At 62.5% G+C, this 26603-nt stretch carries 19 protein-coding genes and 6 tRNA genes; 5 read left to right on the top strand and 20 right to left on the bottom strand.

Going from position 1 to position 26603, the window contains the following annotated elements:
• Positions 1-70 precede the first annotated feature (70 nt).
• From ACNFIC_RS14445 to leuC, 7 genes are all read right to left on the bottom strand, one after another.
• Entirely contained in the window at positions 71-2719 is a 2649-nt protein-coding gene (locus tag ACNFIC_RS14445; protein ID WP_416781266.1) for a FimV/HubP family polar landmark protein, read from the bottom strand.
• Between the two features lie 72 nt (positions 2720-2791).
• Positions 2792-3796, bottom strand: a complete 1005-nt coding sequence (locus ACNFIC_RS14440) for an aspartate-semialdehyde dehydrogenase (protein WP_416781265.1) — start codon at positions 3794-3796, stop codon at positions 2792-2794.
• A 213-nt stretch (positions 3797-4009) separates the two neighbouring features.
• Positions 4010-5122 carry an aspartate-semialdehyde dehydrogenase gene (asd, locus tag ACNFIC_RS14435; RefSeq protein ID WP_138221327.1) on the bottom strand — a complete coding sequence of 371 codons (1113 nt, stop codon included), beginning with the start codon at positions 5120-5122 and terminating at the stop codon, positions 4010-4012.
• 64 nt (positions 5123-5186) lie between these two features.
• Entirely contained in the window at positions 5187-6269 is a 1083-nt protein-coding gene (gene leuB, locus ACNFIC_RS14430) for a 3-isopropylmalate dehydrogenase (protein ID WP_138221326.1), read from the bottom strand.
• Between the two features lie 53 nt (positions 6270-6322).
• Positions 6323-7087: a class I SAM-dependent methyltransferase gene (locus ACNFIC_RS14425; RefSeq protein ID WP_416781264.1), complete on the bottom strand. Its 765-nt coding sequence runs from the start codon at positions 7085-7087 to the stop codon at positions 6323-6325.
• Positions 7088-7173: 86 nt separating this feature from the next.
• The gene (leuD, locus tag ACNFIC_RS14420) at positions 7174-7818 is read right to left on the bottom strand and encodes a 3-isopropylmalate dehydratase small subunit (protein WP_138221324.1); all 645 of its coding nucleotides are present in this window, start codon (positions 7816-7818) and stop codon (positions 7174-7176) included.
• Positions 7815-9248 carry a 3-isopropylmalate dehydratase large subunit gene (gene leuC / locus ACNFIC_RS14415; RefSeq protein ID WP_138221323.1) on the bottom strand — a complete coding sequence of 478 codons (1434 nt, stop codon included), beginning with the start codon at positions 9246-9248 and terminating at the stop codon, positions 7815-7817. Before leuC ends, leuD begins: the two co-directional genes overlap by 4 nt.
• Before the next feature lie 130 nt (positions 9249-9378).
• Between leuC and ACNFIC_RS14410 the strand changes: the two genes are divergently transcribed.
• Together ACNFIC_RS14410 and ACNFIC_RS14405 are read left to right on the top strand one after the other, a co-directional pair.
• Entirely contained in the window at positions 9379-10257 is an 879-nt protein-coding gene (locus ACNFIC_RS14410; RefSeq protein WP_138221322.1) for a LysR family transcriptional regulator, read from the top strand.
• Between the two features lie 109 nt (positions 10258-10366).
• Positions 10367-13663, top strand: a complete 3297-nt coding sequence (locus tag ACNFIC_RS14405; RefSeq protein ID WP_416781263.1) for a PAS domain S-box protein — start codon at positions 10367-10369, stop codon at positions 13661-13663.
• Between the two features lie 156 nt (positions 13664-13819).
• On the opposite strand, the gene ACNFIC_RS14400 is transcribed toward ACNFIC_RS14405, so the two are convergent.
• From ACNFIC_RS14400 to gltX, 12 genes are all read right to left on the bottom strand, one after another.
• A complete protein-coding gene (locus ACNFIC_RS14400; RefSeq protein WP_138221320.1) occupies positions 13820-14263 on the bottom strand; it encodes an Hsp20 family protein in 444 nt (147 codons plus the stop codon).
• Positions 14264-14436: 173 nt separating this feature from the next.
• The gene (locus tag ACNFIC_RS14395; RefSeq protein WP_138221319.1) at positions 14437-15408 is read right to left on the bottom strand and encodes a tRNA dihydrouridine synthase; all 972 of its coding nucleotides are present in this window, start codon (positions 15406-15408) and stop codon (positions 14437-14439) included.
• Between the two features lie 53 nt (positions 15409-15461).
• Positions 15462-15896, bottom strand: coding sequence for an acyl-CoA thioesterase (locus ACNFIC_RS14390; protein WP_138221318.1), 435 nt, complete (start codon positions 15894-15896; stop codon positions 15462-15464).
• Between the two features lie 43 nt (positions 15897-15939).
• Positions 15940-16773 carry an alpha/beta fold hydrolase gene (locus tag ACNFIC_RS14385; protein ID WP_138221317.1) on the bottom strand — a complete coding sequence of 278 codons (834 nt, stop codon included), beginning with the start codon at positions 16771-16773 and terminating at the stop codon, positions 15940-15942.
• A gap of 25 nt (positions 16774-16798) precedes the next feature.
• A complete protein-coding gene (locus ACNFIC_RS14380) occupies positions 16799-17338 on the bottom strand; it encodes a TetR/AcrR family transcriptional regulator (RefSeq protein ID WP_416781262.1) in 540 nt (179 codons plus the stop codon).
• Between the two features lie 169 nt (positions 17339-17507).
• Positions 17508-17583 (bottom strand) — tRNA-Glu (locus tag ACNFIC_RS14375).
• Positions 17584-17624: 41 nt separating this feature from the next.
• Positions 17625-17700, bottom strand: a tRNA-Ala gene (locus ACNFIC_RS14370).
• Between the two features lie 67 nt (positions 17701-17767).
• A tRNA-Glu gene (locus ACNFIC_RS14365) sits at positions 17768-17843 on the bottom strand.
• A 42-nt stretch (positions 17844-17885) separates the two neighbouring features.
• Positions 17886-17961 (bottom strand) — tRNA-Ala (locus tag ACNFIC_RS14360).
• Between the two features lie 49 nt (positions 17962-18010).
• Positions 18011-18086, bottom strand: a tRNA-Glu gene (locus ACNFIC_RS14355).
• A gap of 73 nt (positions 18087-18159) precedes the next feature.
• Positions 18160-18235 (bottom strand) — tRNA-Ala (locus ACNFIC_RS14350).
• 280 nt (positions 18236-18515) lie between these two features.
• Positions 18516-19997 carry a glutamate--tRNA ligase gene (gltX, locus tag ACNFIC_RS14345; protein WP_138221315.1) on the bottom strand — a complete coding sequence of 494 codons (1482 nt, stop codon included), beginning with the start codon at positions 19995-19997 and terminating at the stop codon, positions 18516-18518.
• 142 nt (positions 19998-20139) lie between these two features.
• Between gltX and ACNFIC_RS14340 the strand changes: the two genes are divergently transcribed.
• Positions 20140-21195 carry an HlyD family secretion protein gene (locus ACNFIC_RS14340; RefSeq protein WP_416781261.1) on the top strand — a complete coding sequence of 352 codons (1056 nt, stop codon included), beginning with the start codon at positions 20140-20142 and terminating at the stop codon, positions 21193-21195.
• Positions 21185-22735 (top strand): MDR family MFS transporter, encoded by a 1551-nt coding sequence (locus ACNFIC_RS14335; RefSeq protein WP_416781260.1) that lies wholly within the window; start codon positions 21185-21187, stop codon positions 22733-22735. Before ACNFIC_RS14340 ends, ACNFIC_RS14335 begins: the two co-directional genes overlap by 11 nt.
• 344 nt (positions 22736-23079) lie before the next feature.
• Here the strand turns inward: ACNFIC_RS14335 and uvrB are convergent, their stop codons facing one another.
• Positions 23080-25095, bottom strand: coding sequence for an excinuclease ABC subunit UvrB (gene uvrB / locus ACNFIC_RS14330; protein WP_138221312.1), 2016 nt, complete (start codon positions 25093-25095; stop codon positions 23080-23082).
• Positions 25096-25385: 290 nt separating this feature from the next.
• Here uvrB and ACNFIC_RS14325 point away from each other — a divergent pair, with 290 nt between their 5' ends.
• The gene (locus ACNFIC_RS14325) at positions 25386-26582 is read left to right on the top strand and encodes an amino acid aminotransferase (protein WP_416781259.1); all 1197 of its coding nucleotides are present in this window, start codon (positions 25386-25388) and stop codon (positions 26580-26582) included.
• Positions 26583-26603 lie beyond the last annotated feature (21 nt).

Genomic DNA, 26603 nt, shown 5'->3' with positions numbered 1-26603 from the left:
TTCGCGGCTCAACCCGCCCCCAGGCGACTGCGAGCCACCTGCCAGGAACGGGCTCAGCCCTGAGGCAGCCTCAGACCAGGCGCGAGAGCATGTCGCTGGCTTCCTGGCGCTGGATGTGGTCGCCATCCTTGACCACTTCGTCGAGGATGTCGCGAGCCCCTTGGTGATCGCCCATGTCGATGTAGGCCCGGGCCAGATCCAACTTGGTGGCCACCTCATCGGTCCCCGAGAAGAAGTCGAAGTCCAGATCGTCCAGCGGCTCGGGCTCCAATGCAGCGTCTTCTGCGGTGAACTGCGGCTGCGCGGAAGGCACGTCGAGGTCCGACGACAGCTTGTCCAGCTCGGCATTGACGCCATCGAGCTCCGAAGCGAACTGCTGGTCGGCTGGCGAGCTGTCATCCAGCGACAACGACAGGTCGAAATCCTCAGGCAGCTCCAGCTCGGAAATCGGATCGAATGCCGGCATGGCTTCGAACGCGGCCAGCTCCGCGGCAACGTCCACGGGCGCCTCCTCGTTGCTGGCAGCGGCCGCGGGCTCGGCGATGTCCAAGTCGAAATCGGCCAGGTCATCGAGTACTTGAGGCTCTGGCGTCTGGGCTTGGGCTTGCGCGAGCAACGCTTCGAAATCGTCGTCCGCATCGGTTTGAGCGACTGGCGCGGCGGTGTCGGACGCAGGCTGCGGCTTGATCGGCGCAGCCTCTTCGAGCACAGGCAGATCCAGCGGATCGTCCAGCGGCAAGTCATCGTCCAGGCTCAGGTCGAAGGCACCGTCCAAGTCGTCATCAGCGCTCTGCGCAACCGGCTCGGGCTCGACGCCCGCGAGTGCATCGGGCTCAGGCTGCACCTCAGGCTCAGGCTGCGGCTCGACCACAGGCGCAGGCGCGTCCTGGGCAGGCTCTTGAAGCAACGCCTGGACGAACTCCTCGTCGAGCCCGGAAGCGGCGGCACCGGCTGCAACCGCAGCCACACCCAGCATGGCTGGGAAGCGCTCTTTGAGCGCGGCCACTTCGGCTTGATTCTGCTCGTTCGGCGCCAGCTTGCGCTCCTGGCCTGCGAAGGCGTCCTGATCCCCCTGGCGGGCGTAGACCTCCATCAGCTTCAAGCGCAAGTCGCTGCGCTGAGGATCGGACGCCACCGCCGCTTCCAGCAGGTCGGCAGCGTGGTTCAAACGACCGCGTGCCAGACTCTCATCGACTTCGGCCAGTAGCGCTGCGCGCGGATCGACGAACGGCGCTGCCGGCTCGGCGACCGGCGCAGGTTTTTCGGCTGCCGCAGCAGCAGCGGCCGATGCGGCCACCACGGCAGGCGACAGGGTCACGCTGGGCGCCGAGACGTCCAGGCCATCGAAACTGTCCGCAGGCAGATCCAGATCCGGCGCGCGCTCACCCTCCTCGGACAACGCCCGGGCCATGCGCAGGTGTTTCTCGGCTTCTTGCTGGGCCTTGCGCTTGCGCGCAAGGAGCAAGAGCAGCAGCAACAGCACGAGGAACGCGGAACCTGCGATAAGACCCAGCAACAGCGGGTTGCCCAATATCTGGTCGAGCACGCCCTGTTCCTGGCTAGCAGGGGCTTCACTGGCAGCCGGTGCCGTATCGACCGCCGCCGGAGCAGGTGCTGCCGCAGGCTCAGCGGGGGTCAATTGCGCATCGATTGCAGGCTGGGCTGGTGCTACCGACTCCACCGGCGGCGTTGCTGCAGGCGCAGGCTGGGGCGCTGCTGCCTGGGCTTCGAGACGCGCCAGCTGATCGTTTTTCATTTCGATCAGGCGCTGCAGCTTGTCCAACTGACTCTGCAGGTCGGTCATGCGGCTCTTGAGTTCTTCGTTGTCACGACGGCTGGTGTCTAGGCTTTCCTGGGCCACCGCCAGCTTGTCGTTCAACGCACGTGCATCACCGACCGCGCCCTTGCCGCCAGGCGACACCAGGCGCAAGTTGTCACCCTGGGCGATACGCGCTGGCGCACTGCCGGCCTCGCCACGTCGGGTCGCATCGAGCTGCCGAGCTCGCGGGCCGAGGCGGCGACCTTCACGCCAGGCCGCATACTGCTCGGCCACTTCACGATTGGCCTCTGGCCGAGAGATGCTCTGGATCTGCTGCTGGTCGGGCAGGCGCAGGACCTGGCCGACCTTCAACTGGTTGATGTTGTTGCCAATGAAGGCGTCCGGGTTGAGCGCCTGGATCGCCAGCATGGTCTGTTGGACCGAGCCGCCGTGGGTGTTGCGCGCAGCAATCTGCCAGAGGGTGTCACGGCGCTTGGTGGTATAGCGCCCGGCACTCACCGCGGGGTTGATCGCGGCGCGCGTCGGCTGGTCGGCCTGAGCCTGGGCCTGGTCGAGCAACACGCTGTAGTCGCGCAACAGGCGGCCCTGGGGCCACATGACCTGCACCAGGAACTTGACCACCGGTTCCGCTAGCGGCTTGCTCGAGGTGACCCGCAGCACACTGCGGCCGTTGGGGTTGATCACCGGAGTGAAGGTCAGGTCTTCGAGGTAGGTCGGAAGTGGGACGCCAGCCCTGGCGAAATCTTCCGGCGACGCCAGGCTGGGCGACATTTCGGCGGCCTTGAGGTCGCGCACGTCGAGCAGTTCGATCTCGGCATCCAGCGGCTGGTTCTGCGCCGACTTCAGGGTCAGCTCCCCCAACCCCAGGGCGTTGGCGACACCCGACGACAACGCCGAGGCGGCCGCGACAGCCAGAACCAGTTTGCGAATTCGAAGCATGAACTCTTCCCTTGTATGAATCGTCCCAAAAACCCTGTTGCGGTGTAGGACAAAATTGCTGGCCAGTATCTTTTACGCCATGTGTTTTATCAACAATTGCGCCACCTGCACGGCGTTGAGCGCCGCCCCCTTGCGCACATTGTCGGTGGTCAGCCAGAGGTTGAGCTGTTCAGCCTCGTCGATACCACGTCGTACACGACCAACATAGACCACGTCCTGACCCACTGCGTCCCCTACAGGCGTCGGATAATCACCCGGCTCGACCCGTTCGATGCTATCAGCGCCGTCCAGAGCGTCATTGACGGCCTGCAAGTCGACCGGGCAAGTGCTCTGCAACGCCACACTGAAGCTATCGCCGAAAAACACCGGTACTTGAATACAGGTCACGGAAATCTTCAATTGCGGCATCTCCAGCAGCTGTCGCAACTCGCCCACCAGACGTTGTTCGACCAGCGTATGTCCCTGCTCGTCGGCGGCGCCGACCTGTGCCAGCAGGTTGAAAGCCATCTGGCGGTCGAAAAAGCGCGGCTCAAGCGGGCGCGCGTTGAGCAGCTCGGCGGTCTGGCGAGCGAGCTCGCTAACGCCCTCGCGACCTTGGGCCGAGACCGCCAGACAGGCATTGACCTGCAAACGCTCGATCTGCACCAGCCCCTTGAGCGGCGCCAAAGCCACGGCCAGGGCCACAGCGCCTGCACAGGGGCTGGTGATCAGCGCAGGCTGGGGCAGTTCGGCGATGCGCTGGCCGTTGGCTTCCGGGACCAGTGCGATTGCGTTTTCCAGCGCGCCAGACAGGTCAATGACGGTACAGCCAGCTTCGTGCGCCTTAGACGCGAAGCTGCGGCTGACGGCTGCACTGGCGGCGAAGAACACCAGCTTCACCTGGCTGAAATCGAAGCTGTCCACTTCGCGAACCTTGAGTTTCTTGCCCGCGAACATGACGCTACTGCCCGCCGACTCCATGCTTGCCAGCAGGTGCAAGGTGGCGACCGGGAACGACAGTTCCTCAAGAATCTGCACCAGGGTTTCACCTACGCTGCCAGTGGCGCCTACTACGGCGATGTCGAGTGCTGAGGTCATGGGATGGCTCCTTCTGCTACAGGGGGCTTGCGGCGGGGTGCGGCACTTTACTTGGAATGTGGGGAGGGGGATAGGGTTGGGTAACGATTGTATTCGCTCAGCGGCCTGGATGCGTTCCTTGCACGCCAAACGAACACAAAACCCCGCCCAATAAAAAACCCGTACCTCTTTAAAGGCACGGGTTTTCTCGCATCAATACTTGAACCTGCGCAATCAACGCTCCAGCAGGATCCGCAGCATCCGACGCAGCGGCTCGGCAGCGCCCCACAGCAACTGGTCGCCCACGGTGAAGGCACCCAGGTACTGCGAGCCCATGTTCAGCTTACGCAGACGGCCAACCGGGATATTCAGCGTACCGGTCACCTTGGTCGGGGTCAGTTCCTGCATACTGATTTCACGCTGGTTCGGCACCAGCTTGACCCAAGGGTTGTGCTGGCTGATCAGCCCCTCGATATCGGCCAGCGGTACATCCTTGTTCAGCTTGATGGTCAGGGCCTGGCTGTGGCAACGCATGGCACCGATGCGCACGCAGATACCATCCACCGGGATCGGGCTCTTGAAGCGACCAAGAATCTTGTTGGTCTCGGCCTGGGCCTTCCACTCTTCGCGGCTCTGGCCGTTCGGCAGTTCCTTGTCGATCCACGGGATCAGGCTACCGGCCAGTGGAACACCAAAGTTCTCGGTTGGGAACGCCTCGCCACGCATGGTTTCGGCCACCTTGCGATCGATGTCGAGGATGGCGCTGGCCGGGTTGGCCAGATCGTCAGCCACCGCGGCGTGGGTCGCGCCCATCTGCTTGATCAGCTCACGCATGTTCTGCGCACCGGCACCGGAGGCCGCCTGGTAGGTCATGGCGCTCATCCACTCCACCAGACCCGCTTCGAACAAGCCACCCAGGCCCATCAGCATCAGGCTGACGGTGCAGTTGCCGCCGATGTAGTTCTTGGTACCGGCGTCGAGCTGCTGATCGATGACCTTGCGGTTGACAGGGTCGAGCACGATGACCGCGTCATCCTGCATGCGCAGCGACGAGGCAGCGTCGATCCAGTAGCCCTGCCAGCCGGCTTCGCGCAGCTTGGGGAAGACTTCATTGGTGTAGTCGCCGCCCTGGCAGGTCAGAATGACGTCGAGGGTCTTTAGCTCTTCAATGTTGTAGGCATCCTTGAGCGGCGCAATGTCCTTGCCCACGTTCGGACCCTGGCCACCCACGTTGGAGGTGGTGAAGAACACCGGCTCGATCAGGTCGAAGTCCTGCTCTTCGAGCATACGCTGCATGAGCACGGAACCGACCATTCCACGCCAACCGATCAGACCTACACGTTTCATCGCAACTACACCTTTACTAAAAAGTGGGCCGCTACCGGGAGTTTTTGGTAGCGGGCCAGAGAGATTACAGATTCCGCAGCGCTGCGACTACTGCGTCGCCCATTTCCTGCGTTCCGACCTTGCGGCAACCTTCCGAGAAGATGTCGCCCGTGCGCAGCCCCTGGTCCAACACCAGGCTTACCGCCTTCTCGATGGCGTCGGCCGCGGCTTGCTGGTTGAAGCTGTAGCGCAGCATCATCGATACCGACAGGATGGTCGCCAGCGGGTTGGCGATGCCAAGCCCTGCGATATCCGGCGCCGAACCGTGGCATGGCTCGTACATGCCCTTGTTGTCGGCATCCAGCGAGGCCGACGGCAGCATGCCGATCGAACCGGTAAGCATGGAGGCTTCGTCCGACAGAATGTCGCCGAACATGTTGTCGGTCACCACCACGTCGAACTGCTTCGGTGCACGCACCAACTGCATGGCGGCGTTGTCGACGTACATGTGGCTGAGCTCAACATCCGGGTAGTCCTTGGCCACTTCCTCGACCACTTCACGCCACAGCTGGCTGGAGGCCAGGACGTTGGCCTTGTCCACCGAGCACAGCTTCTTGCCACGCACACGGGCCATGTCGAAGCCGACGCGGGCAATGCGGCGCACTTCGCTTTCGCTGTACGGCAGGGTGTCATAAGCCTGACGCTCGCCGCCTTCCAGCTCGCGCTGGCCACGTGGGGCGCCGAAGTAGATGCCGCCAGTCAGCTCACGGACGATCAGAATATCCAGGCCCGCAACGATTTCCGGCTTGAGCGACGAAGCGTCGGCCAGTTGTGGATAGAGAATGGCCGGACGCAGGTTGGCGAACAGGCCCAACTGCGAACGGATTTTCAGCAGGCCGCGCTCCGGGCGGATGTCGCGCTCGATCTTGTCCCATTTCGGGCCACCCACGGCGCCCAGCAGCACGGCATCGGCCTGGCGCGCGCGCTCAAGGGTTTCGTCGGCCAGTGGTACACCGTGCTTGTCGATGGCAGCACCGCCGATCACGTCATGGGCCAGGCTGAAACCGAGCTGGAACTTGTCATTGGCCAGTTCCAGCACCTTGACCGCCTCGGCCATGATTTCCGGGCCGATGCCATCACCTGGGAGAATCAGAATCTGCTTGCTCATGCTTTCCTCTATTCATTCAAGCGGCGTGGCAGGTTGCGCCACGCCGTAAACAATCAACGCTCAGCCCACAACACCAGCACATCGGTGCTGAACGAGCCGTCGGCTTCGATCTGGTAATACTGCCGTACTTCCTCGCCCATGGCTTGCTGCAACTGGCGAATGGCCACGCACAGCGGCTCTGGCGTGCGCATACGCGCCACCCAGGAGTTCCATTCAAGGCGCAGGCGCTGACGGGTGTGGCTGCGCACGTGCAGGCCAGCTTCGCTGACCTGGCGCTGCCATTCGGCGGCGCTATAGTCGCGCACATGGCTGGTGTCGCGCAGCACCTCGACGCTCTGCAAATAGGTGTCGAGCAGTGGGCTGCCCGGCGACATCACGTCGATGAACGCAGCCACCCCGCCAGGCTTGAGCACCCGGCGCACCTCGCGCAGGGCAAGACCCAGGTCGCTCCAATGGTGCGCCGAATAACGGCTGAAGACGAAGTCGAAAGTTCCCTCGTCGAATGGCAAGCGCTCTGCGGCACCGTGCTCGGTACGGATATTGGCCAGGCCGCGCGCATTTGCCGCAGCGGCTACCACATCCAGCATCGATTGCGACAGGTCGTAGGCCACCACTTCAGCGACCAGCGGGGCGACGTGGAAACTCACATGGCCAGCACCACAGCCCAGGTCCAGCACGCGGGCCTCGCGCTGCTCGGCCAGCGCGTCCTGCAACAGGGCGAACTCACGGCCCTCGGCGTGCACGGTGCTGCTGAGGTAGGCACTGGCCTGTTCGCCGAACTGGCGCTGGACCACATCGGTGTGGGTAGTGCGGGTCATGGGGTCAATCCTTTAAAAAGTTGCTAGCCAGTCCGACCCCTTCACGGGCAAGCCCGCAAAGAGGCCGGAACAATCATCTACAGACTTCAGGCATCACGGAACAGCCACGGCTGGCTGGCGCGGTGCTTGCCCTCGAACGCCTTGATCGCGTCGCTGTCTTGCAGGGTCAGGCCGATATCGTCCAAGCCGTTGAGCAGGCAGTGCTTGCGGAAGGCGTCGATCTCGAACTTCAGCACCTTACCGTCCGGACGGGTCACCGCCTGGGCTTCGAGGTCGATGGTCAGCTGGTAGCCTGGGTTGGCCTCGACTTGCTTGAACAACTCGTCCACCTCGGCGGCATCGAGGATGATCGGCAGCAGGCCGTTCTTGAAGCTGTTGTTGAAGAAGATGTCGGCGAAGCTCGGCGCGATCACGCTACGGAAGCCGTATTCGTCCAGCGCCCACGGGGCGTGCTCGCGGCTCGAACCGCAGCCGAAGTTCTCACGGGCCAGCAACACGCTGGCGCCTTGATAACGCGCGTGGTTGAGCACGAACTCTTCGTTCAATGGGCGCTTGCTGTTGTCCTGGTAAGGCTGGCCAACGTCAAGGTAGCGCCACTCGTCGAACAGATTCGGACCGAAACCGGTACGCTTGATCGACTTCAAAAATTGCTTGGGGATGATCTGGTCGGTGTCGACGTTGGCACGATCCAACGGGGCGACCAGGCCGATGTGCTGGGTGAAGGCTTTCATGCTGCGCTCCCTTGGATCAACTCGCGGACATCGATGAAGTGGCCGGTCACGGCGGCAGCCGCAGCCATGGCCGGGCTGACCAGATGGGTACGACCACCGGCGCCTTGACGGCCTTCGAAGTTGCGGTTGGAGGTCGAGGCGCAGTGCTCTCCGCTCTCCAGGCGATCCGGGTTCATGGCCAGGCACATGGAGCAACCAGGCTCACGCCATTCGAAGCCGGCTTCGAGGAAGATCTTGTCCAGGCCTTCACGCTCGGCCTGCGCCTTGACCAAGCCCGAGCCCGGCACGACGATGGCTTGCTTGACGCTGGCGGCCACCTTGCGCCCCTTGGCGATCTCGGCGGCGGCACGCAGGTCTTCGATCCGCGAGTTGGTGCACGAACCAATGAACACGCGATCCAGACGGATATCGGTAATCGCCTGGTTGGCACTCAAGCCCATGTACTTCAAGGCGCGCTCGATCGAGCCACGCTTGATCAGGTCAGCCTCGGCAGCCGGATCCGGCACGCGCTGGTCAACGGCCAGCACCATTTCAGGCGACGTGCCCCAGCTGACTTGCGGTTTGATCTGCGCAGCGTCCAGCTCGACCACGGTATCGAACACAGCGTCTGGGTCGGACACCAGGTCTTTCCACGACTCGACCGCACGCGCCCACTGCTCGCCCTTCGGCGCATAGGGGCGGCCTTGGACATAGGCAACGGTGGTCGCATCGGTTGCCACCAGCCCCACACGGGCGCCGGCTTCGATGGACATGTTGCAGATGGTCATGCGGCCTTCCATCGACAGCTCGCGGATCGCGCTACCAGCGAATTCCATGGCATGGCCGTTGCCGCCAGCGGTGCCGATCTTGCCGATCACGGCGAGCACGATGTCTTTGGCGGTGACGCCGGCGGACAAGCTGCCCTCGACGCGTACCAACATGTTCTTCATTTTCTTGGCGACCAGGCACTGGGTCGCGAGCACGTGCTCGACCTCGGAGGTGCCAATGCCGTGGGCCAGCGCACCGAAGGCGCCGTGGGTAGAGGTGTGCGAGTCGCCACAGACCACGGTCATGCCCGGCAAGGTAGCACCCTGCTCAGGGCTGATGACGTGAACGATACCCTGGCGCTCGTCATTCATCTTGAATTCGACGATGCCGTATTCGTCACAGTTCTCATCGAGGGTCTGCACTTGCAGGCGCGATACCTGGTCGACGATGGCCTCGATGCCGCCCTTGCGCTCTGGCGTGGTCGGTACGTTGTGGTCGGGGGTGGCGATGTTGGTATCGATGCGCCACGGCTTACGGTTGGCCAGGCGCAGGCCCTCGAAGGCCTGGGGCGAGGTGACCTCGTGGATGATATGGCGGTCGATGTAGATCAACGAGGAGCCGTCGTCGCGGCGCTTGACCTCGTGAGCATCCCAGAGTTTGTCGTAGAGCGTTTTGCCAGCCATTAGACTGTTCCTCATCAGCGTCTTTCTATGCCAAAGACCCCTTGGCTTGTACGGACGATGCTATGGCGATAGATTGAATAACTCAAATTCATAATTTTCATGCTTTGCATAACCATCAGGAATTCGAACCATGGACCTGGCCAACCTGAGTGCTTTTATCGCCATCGCCGAGACCGGCAGCTTTTCCGGTGCCGGGGAGCGCCTGCACCTGACCCAACCGGCCATCAGTAAACGCATCGCCGGCCTTGAGCAGCAACTGGACGTTCGCCTGTTCGATCGCCTGGGCCGTGAAGTGACCCTGACTGAGGCCGGTCGAGCCCTGCTGCCACGCGCGTACCAGATTCTCAATGTGCTCGATGATACCCGCCGCGCACTGACCAATCTGACTGGAGAGGTGAGCGGTAGACTGACCCTGGCCACCAGTCACCACATCGGCCTGCACCGCCTGCCTCCCGTACTCCGGGCGTTCACCCGCCAATACCCGGCCGTGGCGCTGGATATTCAGTTCCTGGATTCAGAAGCCGCCTACGACGAAATCCTGCATGGCCGCGCAGAAATTGCCGTTATTACCCTGGCGCCGGAACCTCACCATCTGATCAAGGCCACCGCAGTGTGGGAAGACGCCCTGGATTTCGTCGCCGCCCCCGAGCATCCACTGGCGAGCAACGGGCACGTCAACCTGGCGGACGTGGCGCGCCATCCGGCGGTTTTTCCCGGCGGTAACACCTTCACCCACCACATCGTCCAGCGCCTGTTCGAAAGCCAAGGCCTGACGCCCAACATCGCCATGAGTACCAACTACCTGGAGACCATCAAGATGATGGTCTCCATAGGCCTGGCGTGGAGTGTGCTGCCACGTACTATGCTGGATGAACAGGTGGCGCCCATCGCCTTGCCCGGCATACAGCTGTCGCGCCAGCTAGGCTACATTCTGCATACCGAGCGCACGCTATCGAACGCGGCCAGGGCCTTCATGGCCCTGCTCGATAGCCATGCAGGGTCTACCTGAGCGTTCGTCAGTACGGCATTCAACTACGAGGATTTGTGCCAAATGGCCGTTCAACGCCGGCCTTTCGCACAAAGCCAGGGACGCGTCATCCGCCAAAGGTCTGGTACAGATGCCCAAATCAGCAAACCGCTTTCCGCGTCTGCCGCGTATCCCAGCGGTCGATCCTCAGGAGTCGGAACAGGCCTGGCAGAATGCCCCGCAGTTGCTCGCCGCGCTCAATGGTGCGCATCTGGGCGCCTGGCTGTGGGACATCGATACCGGTAGGGTCAGCTGGTCACGGGGAACCCAGGCGCTGTTTGGCTTCGACCCGCACAAGCCGCTGCCCAGCGACGTGGACTACCTGGAGCTATTGCCAGAAGAGGACCGCGCGCGGACCCGCCAGGCGTTCCAGGCGGTGGTCAACGGCGAACCGGTCGAGCAGGCCATGCGCCATCGCATCCGCTGGCCCGACGGCAGCATGCATTGGCTTGAAATCAATGGCAGCCTGACCTTCGATGCCCACGGCCGGCGCCAGATGATCGGCGTGATCCGCGAGATCAGCCGCCAACGCGAGCGGGAAACCGCCCTGATCAACTCGGAAAAGCGCTTCGCCACCCTCTTCCACCTCAGCCCCAACGCGATCTTGCTGACCCGTCGCCACGACGGTCTGATCATCGAAGTCAACCAGCACTTCGAGGACACGTTCGGCTGGCCGGGCTCTTACGTCGTGGACAAGACCAGCATCGAACTGGGTCTATGGGTCAACCCCGAGCAGCGCCGCCACGTACTGGAGGCCACGCGCGCGGGTAACGGCCCGCTGATCATGGAGGTGCAGTTCCGCGCCAGCAGCGGCAGGGTCCATGACGGCATCCTGTGCACTCAGGGTATCGAGCTGGAAGGCGTCACGTACCTGATCAGCACCTTCGTCGACACCACTGAGCGCAAGCGCGCCGAACAGGCACTCAAGGACAGCCAGGAACGCCTGGACCTGGCATTGGACTCGGCCCAGCTGGGTACCTGGGACTGGCACATCCCCAGCGGCATGCTGTATGGATCGGCCCGTGCGGCCCAGCTGCACGGCCTTGATCCGATCCCCTTCCACGAGTCGTTCGACGCCTTCTTCGAAGGCGTGCCCGAACACGAGCGCGACGCCATGCGCCACGCCTATCGCAGCTTGCGCGAGGGGCCGGCGGGCAACTACCAGATCACCTACCGGGTAGAGTTGGAAAACGGCGGCTCGCGCTATATCGAAAGCCGCGCCCGGCTGTACCGCGACGAGCAAGGCAACCCCTTGCGCATGGCCGGGACGCTGCTCGACATCACCGACCAGGTAGAGCGCGAGCAGCGCCTGAGCGCCTCGGAAGAGAAGTTCGCCAGCCTGTTCCAGGTCAGCCCCGACCCAATCTGCGTCACCCACCAGGACTCCGGCCAGTTTATCGAGATCAACCCCGCCTTCAGCCAGACCTTTGGCTGGAGCCCCGAGCAAGTGCTTGGCCGTACCGCCGAGGAGCTGGGGTTATGGGTCGAATCGTCGGCACGCGCCCAGCGTATCGAACGGGTGATCCGCGACCAGGCCCTGAGCAATGTGGCGGTCGGGGTCAACCACCGCAATGGCACGCCGCTGACATGCGTAATCTCCAGCCGCCTGATCACGGTCGACAATCAGCCCTGCAGCGTCACCACGCTGCGCGACATCACCCAACAGCAACGCGCCGAAGCGGCGCTCAAGGCCAGCGAGGAGAAATTCGCCAAGGCCTTCCACTCCAGCCCCGACGCCATCACCATCACTGAGCGCCAGAGCGGCCGCTATCTGGAGGTCAACGACGGTTTCAGCCGCCTGACCGGCTACAGCGCCAGCGAGGTGGTAGGCCAGACGGTATACGACCTCGGTATCTGGGCCGACAGCAAACAGCGCACCGCCTTGCTCAACGAACTGCGCGAGCAGGGCCGGGTGCACCATCGAGAGATGCTCGGGCGCAACAAGCGCGGCGACATTCTCACCGTGGAAGTGTCGGTGGAACCTATCAGCCTCAACGAAACCGACTGCTTGCTGCTAACCGCCCGGGACGTCAGCCTGCTCAAGAACGCGCAAGCGCAGATCCGTCATCTGGCCTACCACGACCCGCTGACCAACCTGCCCAATCGCGCCTTGCTCATGGACCGCCTGAGCCAGCAGATCGCGCTGCTCAAGCGCCACAACCTGCGTGGCGCCCTGCTGTTCCTGGACCTTGACCATTTCAAGCACATCAACGATTCGCTCGGCCACCCGGTAGGCGACACGGTGTTGAAGATCATCACCGCACGCCTGGAAGCCAGCGTGCGCCTGGAGGACACGGTGGCACGGCTGGGCGGCGATGAGTTCGTGGTGTTGCTCAGTGGCCTGGAGGGCAGCCGCGAGCTGGTGGAGAGCAAGGTCCGGGAACTTGCCGATACCCTGCGCGAGCTGTTGGCCGAACCCATGTCGCTGGATGGCCAGCGCCTGCAAGTGACGCCGAGCATCGGCGTGGCATTGATCCCCGACCACGGCACGACCCCCGCCGATCTGCTCAAACGCGCCGACATCGCCCTATACCGCGCCAAGGACTCGGGGCGCAACACCACCGAGCTGTTCCACACCACCATGCAGAAAGCCGCCAGTGAGCGCCTGCGCATGGAAAGCGACCTGCGCCTGGCGCTTGCCCGGGGTGAACTGGCCTTGCACTTCCAGCCCCAAGTGGACGCCCGGGAGAACCGCATCGTCGGCGCCGAAGTGCTGCTGCGCTGGCAGCATCCACAATTGGGCCAGCAGCCGCCTGGGCAGTTCATTCAGGTACTCGAAGAAAGCGGCCTGATCCTCGAAGTTGGCTCCTGGATCCTCGATGAAGCCTGCGACGCCTGTGCCCGCCTGCTTGCGGACGGGCTGATCGACGTCGACGATTTCAGCCTGTGCGTGAACATCAGCCCACGCCAGTTCCGCCAGAACGACTTCGTCGAACGGGTGCTGCGCAGCCTGGACGACTACCGCCTGCCACGTCGCCTACTCACACTTGAGATCACCGAAGGGATCGTCATCCAGAACCTGGAAGACACCATCAACAAGATGCGCGAACTCAAGCGCTTCGGCGTGAGCTTCGCGATGGACGATTTCGGCACCGGCTATTCATCGCTGACCTACCTCAAGCGCCTGCCGGTGGATGCGCTGAAGATCGACCAGACCTTCGTGCGTGACGCCCCGATCGACCCGAACGATGCCGAGATCGTCCGCGCTATCGTGGCCATGGCCCGCAGCCTGGACCTGGCGGTGATCGCCGAGGGGGTCGAGCTGACCGAGCAACTGGAGTTTCTGGAAAAGTTGGGGTGCCACCTGTACCAGGGCTACCTGCACAGCCGACCACTGCCGTTGCAGGAGTTCAGGCAAATGCTGATGGAGACGCCGGCGGACTTTTGACCAACAGCCACCCTCATAGGACAGCACATAACCTGCTGATTTAGCAGAGACTTGCGCGAGCGCAGTGCTACGGGCTGAATGAGCTTCTGAAGGATGATCCGCACAATGCAAACACAAAGGGCACCCGAAGGTGCCCTTTGTTTCATCCCGCCGAACTCAGTTCAGCGCAGGCTTTTCGCCGTTGATCGGGATGCGCTTGGCCTTGGCTTCTTCCGGCACAACCCGCAGCAGTTCGATGCTGAGCAGACCGTTGGCCAGCCCTGCGCCCTTGACCTCGATATGGTCAGCCAAGCGGAACGAGAGCTTGAAGGCGCGCTGGGCAATGCCCTGGTGCAAGAAGGTCACCCCCTCCTTGCCAGCCTCGCGTTTGCCACCGGTCACGGTCAGGACGCCTTTTTCGACTTGCAGGTCGAGGTCCTCCTCCACGAAGCCAGCGGCAGCAACCACGATGCGATAGTGGTCATCGCCATGCTTTTCCACGTTGTAGGGCGGGTAGCTGCTACCGGCCTCATTACGTGCGGCGGCTTCGAACAGGTCGTTGAAACGGTCGAAACCAACGGAGTTACGGAAAAGTGGAGCGAGAGAGAAAGCGGTAGTCATGGTCATAAACTCCTGAAATTCAGCAAGTAAGTCACTCCGCGACCCGAGTTCGGCATCGCGTACTCAAAGAGATATGGCCGGGTAAAACGCTTTCAAGGGCGCCTCGAAAAATTTTTTCACGCTTCCTCGAGAACCCCCGCAAAACCTGCCGATGGCCGAGCGAAAGGCCCGATTCAGGCAACACAAGCTGGCGCGAACGACGCTTGTCCCTGCAACAGCTCACTGATGCGCTGGCAATCGTCCTCACGCCGCAACTGCGCAAACAACGCAACCGCCTCGGGGTAGCTGCGCGTGAGCATCGCCAACCACTGTTTCAGGCGCCCTGGGGCGTAGCGCGGCGAGAGCTTGTCCTGGGCTTGGCGCCAGAATTCGCGCAACAGCGGCAACAGTTCGTCCCAGCGCAGCGGTTGATAGTCGCGACCATCGCGCGCGGCGGCGATCTGCAAAGCCAGATCCGGGCGTGACACCAACCCGCGTCCCAGCATGATGTGCTCGGCGCCGCTGACCTGACGGCAACGTCGCCAGTCATCGACCGTCCAGATCTCGCCATTGGCGAACACCGGCACCTGGACCACCTCCTGCACCCGGGCCACCCACTCCCAGTGGGCCGGCGGCTTGTAACCGTCAACCTTGGTCCGTGCGTGCACCACCAAATGCGCAGCGCCCCCTTCGGCCAAGGCGATACCGCACTCCAGGGCACCGTCGGGGCTGTCGAAGCCCAAACGCATCTTGGCGGTCACCGGAATGTGCGCCGGCACCTGGCGACGCACTTCGCCCACGATGGCATGCAGCAGCTCGGGCTCCTTGAGCAGCACGGCCCCTCCGCGCGACTTGTTCACCGTCTTGGCCGGGCATCCGAAGTTCAGGTCAATCACCGGCGCCCCCAACTGGCAGGCCAACACGGCGTTCTCGGCCAGGCACACCGGGTCCGAGCCGAGCAGTTGCACGCGCATCGGTACACCGGCAGCAGTGCGCGCCCCCTGGCGCAGCTCGGGGGCGAGCTTGTCGAACGAGGACTCCGGCAGCAAGCGGTCACACACGCGGATGAACTCGGTCACGCACCAGTCGATACCGCCCACTCGGGTGAGGACGTCGCGCAGGATGTTGTCGACCAGCCCCTCCATTGGGGCCAGGGCAATTTGCATGTAAGGGGTCTCAGGGCGAAAAAGGCCGCAGTCTAGCAAAAATCGGCCGCTGTTCAGCTGCCGATCAGCGCCGCGCCATAACCGTCGAGGAACTCTGCCGGCATACGTCGGGGCTTACCACTGGACAGTTCGATGCAGGCGAACGTGGTCTGCGCACGCAGCAAAGTAACGCCATCGCTTGGGCGCTTTAGCTGAAAACGTCGGGTCATGCGCAGGCGTTGGTCCCAGTCGATGATCCAGGTGGCCAGTTGCAGCTCGTCCTCTTCGTAGGCGGCAGCGAGGTAGTCGATTTCGTGACGCACCACCGCCATGGCGCGGTCCAGGCGCCGGTACTCGGCCAGGTCCAGCCCCAGGCGCTGGGAATGGCGCCAGGCGCAGCGCTCCAGCCAGGTGACGTAGACTGCGTTGTTGGCATGGCCAAGGCCGTCGATGTCCTCGCTGCCAACGCGCAGGTCGATGATGAATGGTGCTGCCAAATCCCAGCTCATGCCCGCTCCAAATGTCTGTGAACGGGCAGAGTGTAACGGATGCTCAAGCGCTTTGTAGGGTCTGCTGGGCGGTGCGTGCCAGCAGCTCCAGCACCGCCTCGCCCACACGCGGGTCGGCAAGCACCCGTTGATGACCGCCTTGCTCAAGCAGCAGCAGGCGACTGTCGAACCAAGCCTTGTGGATCACCTGCGCCTCGCTGGCCGGCACCAGCCGGTCGTCACCGGCATGTACCACCAAGCCCGGCAGCTCCAGCTGGTAAACGCTGACATCCAGGCGCGACACCTGCACACCGACATCACGCTCGACCTGGCGAATGAACGCCGCGCGGGCGCGAGCCGGCAAGCCCAGGCGCCGGGCGAAGCCACGCAATACGCCGAGCAGTTGCGCAGGCGCAGCGATACTCACTGCGGCATCGACGCGCAGCCCCCATTGCAGAGCCAGCATCACGCTAGCGCCGCCCATCGAATGGCCGATCACCGCGCGCAGTGGTGGCAGTTGTGCAGCCGCCTCCAGCAGTGCCCGGGCAAATGCTGCCACGTGCGCCTGCTCACCCGGCGAACAGCCATGTGCCGGACCTTCCAGGGCAACCACCGTGTAGCCGGCTTCGACCAGGATTTCGATCAAGGTCGCGAACTGCGTCGGCCGCCCTTCCCAACCATGCATCAGCAGCACCGTAGGCCCCTGCCCCCAACGCAGTGCCGATAAACCGAAACGCAGGGTAATGCGTTCAGCCCTGGCCAGTAGCGGCAACTCCCAGGGCCTTGGCGGCAGATTGCGCGGCGTCATGAAGGCGCGACGCATGCGACCGGCAACGTGCTCAGGGGCCAGGTGGCCAAGGGTGCCGTTGACGCCGCGAATCCAGCTCAAGTTAGTCATCAGCGTGCTCCAAGGGTCAGGTCATTCAAATAACCGCCGACTTGGCGGCGCGCAGGATGCGGTCGGACAGGTCGCCACCGCCCAACGCGCGGGCAACGGCAAGCCCCCCTACCATCAAGGCGAAGTCGGCGAGCGCCTTGTCGATGTCTTCAGGGCGGTCGACCATTTGTGCCGTCATCAGCTCGATGTGCTCGATCAGTACCTGGCGAAAGGCCTCTGGCAGCCGGTGCATCTCGCCGAGCGAATTGGGAATCGGACACGCCTGAACGTCGGCATCACGGTGCTTGCGCGATAGGTAGAAAGCCGCCAAGAGCGCCCGACGCCCGGCACCGTCGAGGCTGGGATCGACCCCGGCCAACAGCGCACGACGCTCGGCGAGCAACTGGCTGAAAGCCTCCAGCATGAGTTCATCCTTGCTCTCGAAATGGGCGTAGAAGCCACCCACGGTCAAACCGGCAGCGCCCATCACCTGGCTTACGCTCGGCTCTGCAGGGCCCTGCTGGATCAGCGCACTACGCGCGGCGTCGAGAATACGTTCGCGGGTTTTAGCCTTTTTGTCGTTCATGGCTCACCTCATGAATATTATGATCAACATATTATATTCATAATATTTTCTGGCAAGCGAAATCCGCGATGCTCGATCGATTGCAGGATTCATCAGGAGGGATAAAAACAAAAGGCCCATTCAATAATCGAATGAGCCTTATAAGCCCCGCAAAACGCGGGTAAAAAATTGGCGTCCCCTAGGGGACTCGAACCCCTGTTACCGCCGTGAAAGGGCGGTGTCCTAGGCCACTAGACGAAGGGGACGTAACCTTCGTGCCGACCCGCTTACGCGAATCGCGGCAAATTGGTGGAGCTAAGCGGGATCGAACCGCTGACCTCCTGCATGCCATGCAGGCGCTCTCCCAGCTGAGCTATAGCCCCAAGATAAAACAAAAGACCCATCCATCTGGTGATGAGCCTTTTAACGCCCGCAAAACGCGGGTAAAAGTGGCGTCCCCTAGGGGACTCGAACCCCTGTTACCGCCGTGAAAGGGCGGTGTCCTAGGCCACTAGACGAAGGGGACGTAACCTTCGTGCCGACCCGCTTACGCGAATCGCGGCAAAATTGGTGGAGCTAAGCGGGATCGAACCGCTGACCTCCTGCATGCCATGCAGGCGCTCTCCCAGCTGAGCTATAGCCCCGGATTTCTAGCCTCTCGGCCCAGCGATGCGAACATCGCTTGTGCAAAACTGGCGTCCCCTAGGGGACTCGAACCCCTGTTACCGCCGTGAAAGGGCGGTGTCCTAGGCCACTAGACGAAGGGGACGAACCTTCTTACCTTCAAGACCTGGCTGCTTTAGCCCGATCTTGCTTGCCAGCCTTGGCTGACAAACGGAATTTGGTGGAGCTAAGCGGGATCGAACCGCTGACCTCCTGCATGCCATGCAGGCGCTCTCCCAGCTGAGCTATAGCCCCACAATGTCGCTCTGAACCGAATCGCTGGCTGGGTGCCTGACGCTTCGTTTTCGTTCATCGCTGTGGACGGGGCGCATATTAAGTTCCGATTGCTAGGCTGTCAAACTTATTTTTGAAATTTTTCAAAATTTTTTTCACAGATAACAATCACTTACCGCCCTGCCCTGCCCGCTCAACGCGTTGCAGTGCCCTGGCAACGGACTTGCCCTACGATTGCGATGGTGGATTAGCCACTGCGATCACGGGGCAAGCCTGCTGCCAAGGCCGGAAACAGCTGCCGTCAGGCGATGTTCGCCAGCAGCTTTTCCCACTCTTTGTTTTCTTTCTTCGACACGCCACCGAGCAAATCGATGGCTTGGCGCAGACGGTAACGGGTCAGGTCGGGGCCGAGGATTTCCATGGCGTCGAGCACCGAGACCGAACTGGCCTGGCCAGTGATCGCAGCGAACATCAGTGGCATGGCATCGCGCAGCTTGAGTTGCAGCGACTCGACCACCGCCTGGATGCAGCCGGTAATACGATCTTTTTCCCACTGGCGCAGGCTTTCGAGCTTCCACAGGATCAACTGCATGACCTGACGCACCTGGTCAGCCGAGAGTTTCTTGCTTTCGAACAGTTTGGCGTCCAGCTTCAAGGCGCCTTCGAAGAAGAAACCACCCAGCGGGGCGATCTGGCTGAAGGTTTCGACACGGCCTTGCACGTGCGGCGCGATCTGCATCATGTAATCGCTGTTGAATGCCCACTTCTGCACCCGTGCCGCGAACTCATGCACCGGCAGCTCCCGCAGCCATTGGCCGTTGAGCCAGCTCAGCTTCTCGATGTCGAAGATCGGCCCGCCCAGCGAGATACGCGACAGGTCGAAGTGCTCGACCATCTCGGCCAGGGAAAACTTCTCGCGCTCGTCCGGCATCGACCAGCCCATGCGGCCCAGATAGTTGAGCATCGCCTCAGGCATGAAGCCCATGCGCTCGTAGAAGGTCACCGACGTCGGGTTCTTGCGCTTGGAGAGCTTGCTCTTGTCGGGGTTGCGCAGCAGCGGCATGTAGCAGAGCTTGGGCTGCTCCCAGCCAAAGTACTCGTACAGCTTGATCAGCTTGGGCGCCGAGGGCAGCCATTCTTCGCCACGCAGCACATGGGTGATGCCCATCAGATGGTCGTCGACCACGTTGGCCAGGAAGTACGTCGGCAGGCCGTCGTTCTTCATCAGTACCTGCATGTCCATGCGGTCCCATGGGATCTCGACATCGCCACGCAGCATGTCCGGCACCACACAGATCCCTTCGCTGGGCACCTTCATGCGGATCACGTGCGGCTCGCCGGCCGCCAGGCGGCGCTGGACTTCCTCGTCGCTCAGCAGCAGTGCGCGGCCATCGTAGCGCGGGGTTTCGCCACGCGCCATCTGCTCGGCGCGCATCTGCTCCAGCTCTTCAGCGGTGCAGAAGCAATAGAACGCATGGCCGGCATCGACCAGTTGCTTGGCGTACTTGGCGTAGATCTCGCCACGCTCGCTCTGCCGATATGGGCCATGGGGGCCACCGACATCCGGGCCTTCGTTCCACTCGATGCCGAGCCAGCGCAAGGCGTCGAAGATCTGCTGTTCCGACTCGCGGGTCGAGCGCAGTTGGTCGGTGTCTTCGATACGCAGGATGAACTCACCGCCGTGCTGCTTGGCAAAGCAGTAGTTGAACAGGGCGATGTAGGCAGTGCCGACGTGGGGGTCGCCAGTGGGCGAAGGCGCGATGCGCGTGCGAACGGTGGTCATGGGAGTCTCGAACGAAGATTGAAACAAAGGCGGGATGTTAGCAGGGAGCGGGCACCGGGCTCCAGCAATGGCGCTATTGCCACTTGTGACGCGGCCGTCGGGCACTGTTAAATTTGTTTACATTTCTGGAACGACAGTACCCATGCCTGCCCAACTCAAACGCCGTTTGCTGGTTTTCATCACCCTGGTAGGCCTGATCGCCCTCGCCTTCCTCGCCCACTGGTATTTCAAGGGGCGCTTTTACGAAAGCACCGACAATGCCTACGTTCAGGGCGAGATCACGCGTATTTCGAGCCAGTTGGGCGCACGCATCGACCAGGTGCACGTGGAAGACAACCAGCACGTGAACAAAGGCGACCTGCTGGCTCGGCTGGAAGTGGCCGACTTCGAACTGGCGGTGCAACGCGCCCGCGCAACACTCGCGACCCGCGAGGCAGAGCTTGTGCAGGCGCAGAGCCGGTTGGTGCAACAAGGCAGCCTGATCGCTGCGGGCCAGGCCCAAGTGGCTGCCAGCCAGGCCACGCTGAACCGCTCGCAACTTGACCTTGATCGAGCCCAGGCCCTGCGCAAGCCGGGCTTCGTCTCCGAAGAGCGGGTCACGACCCTGTCAGCAGAAAGTCATGTGGCCCGCTCCCAGGTGGACAAGGCCCAGGCCGATCTCAAGGGCCAGCGCCAACAGGTCGATGCGCTGAGCGCCGAACTCAAGCGCCTCGACGCACAAATCGCCAACGCCCGCGCCGACCTCGCCCAAGCCGAGCTCAACCTGACCCGCTGCGCCATCTACGCGCCGATCAGCGGCACCATCGGCCAACGCAGCGCACGCAACGGCCAGGTGGTGCAGGCCGGGGCTTACCTGCTGTCGATCGTGCCGGATGAAGCTATTTGGGTGCAGGCCAACTTCAAGGAAACCCAAATTGGCAAGATGCACCCCGGCCAGCGCGCACAACTGACCTTCGACAGCTTCCCCGACACGCCTATCGATGCGCGTATCGACAGCCTGTTCGCCGCCTCCGGCGCGCAGTTCAGCCTGTTGCCACCAGACAACGCTACCGGCAACTTCACCAAGGTCGTACAACGCATTCCGGTCAAACTGACCTTCGCCACCGACAACCCACTGCATGGCCGTATCCGCCCAGGGATGTCAGTCACCGCCACGGTCGATCTGCGCGATCAGGACGCCGGCCACGATGGCCGGTGATCAACTGCTGCGCCCGACCGCAGAGCCCACCCGGCGTGACTGGATTGCGGTCATGAGCGTGATGCTTGGCGCGTTCATGGCGGTATTGGACATCCAGATCACCAACTCGTCGCTCAAGGATATACAAGGCGCGCTTTCCGCCACCCTGGAGGAAGGCTCATGGATTTCCACGTCCTACCTGGTGGCGGAAATCATCATGATTCCGCTGACGGCGTGGCTGGTGCAGTTGCTCTCGGCACGGCGCCTGGCGGTATGGGTGTCGCTGGGCTTCCTGGCCTCCTCACTGCTGTGCTCGATGGCCTGGAACCTCGAGAGCATGATCGTGTTCCGTGCACTGCAAGGCTTCACCGGCGGCGCGCTGATCCCTCTGGCCTTCACCCTGACGCTGACCAAGCTGCCCGAGCACCACCGCGCCAAGGGCATGGCCATGTTCGCCATGACTGCCACCTTCGCCCCGTCCATTGGCCCGACCTTGGGCGGCTGGCTGACCGAGAACTGGGGCTGGGAGTACATTTTCTACATCAACATTCCCCCGGGACTGGTGATGATCGGCGGGCTGCTGTACGGGCTTGAAAAGAAACAAGCACACTGGGAACTGCTCAAGAGTACCGATTACGCCGGTATCGTCAGCCTGGGACTGGGACTTGGCTGCCTGCAAGTCTTTCTCGAGGAAGGCCACCGCAAGGACTGGCTGGAGTCGAGCCTGATCGTCAGCCTGGGCAGCGTGGCGCTGCTCAGCCTGATCCTGTTCGTGATCCTGCAACTATCGCGCGCCAACCCACTGATCAACCTACGCATACTCGGCAACCGCAATTTCGGCCTGTCGAGTATCGCCAGCCTGGGCATGGGCGTGGGCTTGTACGGGTCGATCTACCTGTTGCCGCTGTATCTGGCGCAGATCCAAGGCTACAACGCCCTGCAGATCGGCGAAGTGATCATGTGGATGGGCATTCCGCAGTTGTTCCTGATTCCGCTGGTGCCACAACTGATGAAGGTGATTTCGCCGAAGCTCCTCTGCGCCCTGGGCTTTTGCCTGTTCGGCCTGGCCAGCTTCAGCTCGGGGGTGCTCAACCCGGACTTCGCCGGGCCGCAGTTCAACCAGATCCAGATCATCCGCGCCATTGGCCAGCCAATGATCATGGTCACCATCTCGCTGATCGCCACCGCCTACATCCAGCCACAGGATGCAGGGTCAGCGTCGAGCCTGTTCAACATTCTGCGCAACCTGGGTGGAGCGATTGGCATCGCCCTGTTGGCCACGCTGCTCGATGCCCGGGCCAAGGTGTACTTCGACTACCTGCGTGAGTCGGTGGTACCGAGCAACCCACAGGCGGCCGAACGCCTGGCGCAACTGACCGAGCGACTGGGCAATGAGACTGCGGCGTTGGGCAAGCTGAGCGAGATCACCCATCAGCAGGCGATGATCATGGCCTACAACGATGCCTTCCACTTCGTCGGGATCGGGCTGGCGGTGAGCATGCTGGCGGTGTTGCTGACCCGCAAGCTACCTCAAGGGCTCAAGGCTGGAGAGGCGCACTGAGCGTGCTCGGCGGGGGAAATAGCGCGTGCTTCTTCGCGGGCAAGCCCGCTCCCACAGGCACAGCGCCAATCCTGTGGAAGATCACCCAACCCTCTTGGTGCTGCGCTGTCGCGCAAAGAACTGATTTAGTAAGCGTGCCGCGTACCCTGTGGGAGCGGCTTTAGCCGCGAACACCGGCGAAGCCGGTGCCATCCACCGAGTTGTCTGATTCGCGGTGGTCTGGCACTCCGGTAAGCCCGCTCCCACAGGTCTCTGCTAAATCAACAAGTTATATGTAGTTCTATAGGGGCGAGCTTGCCGCAATGCCGGACCACCGCGAAGGAGCACGCACCGATGCTGACCTTTCAACTGGCGATCAGCCGCTCACGCAGCTTGCCGATTTCGTCGCGCAACTGCGCAGCGGCCTCGAACTCCAGGTCGCGGGCGAACTGGAACATTTTCTCTTCAAGCTGCTTGATGCGCTTGGTGATCTCCCCCGGCGTCTGCAGTTCGGCCTCCAGGCGCCCGGCCTCTTCCGCTGCCTTCGCTTGTCCCTTGCGCTTCTTGCTGCGAGCACCGGGCACGGTCGCGCCTTCGAGGATGTCGGCGACGTCCTTGACCACGCCCCTAGGCACAATGCCATTGGCTTCGTTGAAGGCCACCTGTTTTGCCCGACGGCGTTCGGTCTCGTCAATCGCGCGCTGCATGGAGCCGGTGATGTTGTCGGCGTACAGAATCGCCTTGCCGTTGAGGTTACGCGCAGCACGCCCTATGGTCTGAATCAGCGAGCGCTCCGAACGCAGGAAACCTTCCTTGTCGGCATCGAGGATAGCCACCAAGGACACTTCGGGCATGTCCAAGCCTTCGCGCAGCAGGTTGATGCCCACCAGCACATCGAAGGTGCCTAGACGTAGGTCGCGAATGATCTCGACCCGCTCCACGGTGTCGATGTCCGAGTGCAGGTAGCGCACGCGCACGTCATGGTCGGCGAGGTAGTCGGTGAGGTCCTCGGCCATGCGCTTGGTCAAGGTGGTCGCCAGGACGCGCTCGCCCAAGGCGACGCGCTTGCCAATCTCCGAGAGCAGATCGTCCACCTGGGTCAGTGCCGGGCGCACCTCGACCTGCGGGTCGACCAGCCCGGTGGGGCGCACCACCTGCTCGACCACGCGCCCGGCATGTTCGGCTTCGTAGGGACCGGGGGTGGCCGAGACGAAGATCGTTTGCGGGCTTACCGCCTCCCACTCGTCGAAGCGCATAGGGCGGTTGTCCAGCGCCGAAGGCAGGCGGAAGCCGTATTCCACCAGCGTTTCCTTACGCGAGCGGTCCCCCTTGTACATGGCCCCCACCTGGGGAACGCTGACGTGGGACTCGTCGATCACCAGCAGCGCATCCGCCGGCAAGTAGTCGTAGAGCGTTGGCGGTGGCGCGCCAGCCGGACGCCCGGAGAGATAGCGCGAGTAGTTTTCGATGCCGTTGCAGTAACCCAGTTCGAGGATCATCTCCAGGTCGAAACGAGTACGCTGCTCCAGGCGCTGGGCCTCGACCAGCTTGTTGGCCTTGTGCAAGAACGCCAGGCGCTCCTTGAGTTCCTCCTTGATACCCTCCACTGCGTCGAGCAAGGTTTCGCGCGGCGTGACGTAGTGGGACTTGGGGTAGAAGGTGAAACGCGGCAGCTTGCGGATCACCTCACCGGTCAGGGGGTCGAAGGCGGCGATGTTTTCCACCTCGTCGTCGAACAGCTCGACACGGATGGCTTCGAGGTCCGATTCGGCAGGGAAGATATCGATCACATCGCCGCGCACGCGAAACGTCGCACGGGCGAAGTCCATCTCGTTGCGGGTGTACTGCAGGTCGGCCAGGCGCCGCAGCAGCGCACGTTGGTCGAGCTTGTCACCGCGATCGATGTGCAGGACCATCTTCAAATAGGTTTCCGGGCTGCCCAGGCCATAAATGCACGAGACAGTGGTGACGATGATCGCGTCGCGCCGTTCGAGCAGCGCCTTGGTCGCCGACAGGCGCATCTGCTCGATGTGGTCGTTGATCGAGGCGTCCTTCTCGATGAAGGTATCCGATGAAGGCACGTAGGCCTCGGGCTGATAATAGTCGTAGTAGGAGACGAAATACTCGACGGCGTTATTCGGGAAGAACGCCTTGAATTCGCCATACAGCTGGGCCGCGAGGGTCTTGTTGGGCGCCAGCACCATGGTCGGGCGCTGCACCTGCTGGATCACGTTGGCGATGCTGAAGGTCTTGCCCGACCCGGTCACCCCGAGCAGCGTCTGATGCGAAAGGCCGGCTTCGATACCCTCGACCATCTGGCGGATGGCCTCGGGTTGGTCGCCGGCCGGCTGGAATCGGGTGACGAGTTGGAACTCGGACATGACGGACCTCGTGGATGCTGCGGCAACTGTAAATTTAGCCAGTAGTTTATACCCAAACGCCGACACCGGGCGCTCGTTTCAAGATAAAGCTGTGATCAGTTACTGCAGTGGACCGGGCAATTCGACCAATGGTCGAAAAATATTTGCGCAAACAGCCGTAAAAGCTGCGCCAGACTGTCGCAGTGACCAGGCGGTATCACTATACTGACTCCCCGTTTGTGCACCGCTTCAGTGCATTCGGCTGGAGCGTGGCAACCCCCTTTCACTCTCCAATCAGAGCCAACGTAACAATGAGCCTGTTTTCCGCTGTCGAGCTGGCACCCCGCGACCCTATCCTGGGCCTGAACGAAGCATTCAACGCTGATACCCGCACCGACAAGGTCAACCTGGGCGTGGGCGTTTACTGCAACGAGGAAGGCCGCATCCCGCTGCTACGCGCGGTGATCGAGGCCGAAACCGCGCGTGCCGCCCAGCACGCCTCGCGCGGCTACCTGCCGATCGACGGTATCGCCCAGTACGACCAGGCCGTGCAGAAGCTGATCTTCGGCAACGACTCGCCGCTGCTGGCCGCAGGCCGCGTGGTCACCGTGCAGGCCGTAGGTGGTACTGGCGCCCTGAAAATCGGCGCCGACTTCATCAAGCGCCTGTCGCCGAACGCCGTGGTTGCCATCAGCGACCCGAGCTGGGAAAACCACCGCGCACTGTTCGAGTCCGCAGTCTTCCCGGTCCAGACCTACCGCTACTACGACGCCCCGAGCAATGACGTCAACCGCACCGGCATGCTCGAAGACCTCGACGCCCTGCCGTCCGGCTCGGTGGTCGTACTGCACGCCTGCTGCCACAACCCGACCGGTGTCGACCTGACCCTGCAAGACTGGAAAAACGTGCTGGAAGTGGTCAAGGCCAAGGGCCACATCCCGTTCCTCGACATGGCCTACCAGGGCTTTGGCGACGGCATCGCCGAAGACGCCTTCGCCGTGCGCCTGTTCGCCGAGTCTGGCATGGCGTTCTTCGTCTCCAGCTCGTTCTCCAAGTCGTTCTCGCTGTATGGCGAGCGCGTTGGCGCGCTGTCGATCGTCACCGGTTCGAAAGACGAGAGCACCCGTGTGCTGTCGCAGGTCAAGCGCGTGATCCGCACGACCTACTCCAACCCGCCGACCCACGGTGCCAGCATCGTCGCCGCCGTGCTCAACAGCGACGAGCTGCGCCAGATGTGGGAAACCGAGCTTGGTGAGATGCGCGAGCGAATCCACGGCATGCGCAAGCAGATGGTCCAGTTGCTGGCGCAATACGGTGCCAGCCGCGACTTCAGCTTCGTCGGCCGCCAGGTGGGCATGTTCTCCTACTCGGGCCTGACCGTTGAGCAGGTGGCACGCTTGAAGAACGAGTTCGGCATCTATGCCCTGGACACCGGCCGCATCGCCGTCGCCGCGCTGAACCAGAGCAACATTCACGTGGTCACCAAAGCCATCGTCGAAGTGCTGTAACTGCTTGATTGTGCAGGGGGA

The organism is Pseudomonas sp. NY15463 (genome assembly GCF_048068415.1).
In the GTDB taxonomy this organism is placed as follows: domain Bacteria; phylum Pseudomonadota; class Gammaproteobacteria; order Pseudomonadales; family Pseudomonadaceae; genus Aquipseudomonas; species Aquipseudomonas mosselii_C.
This window is presented reverse-complemented; position numbering and strand designations above follow the sequence as displayed.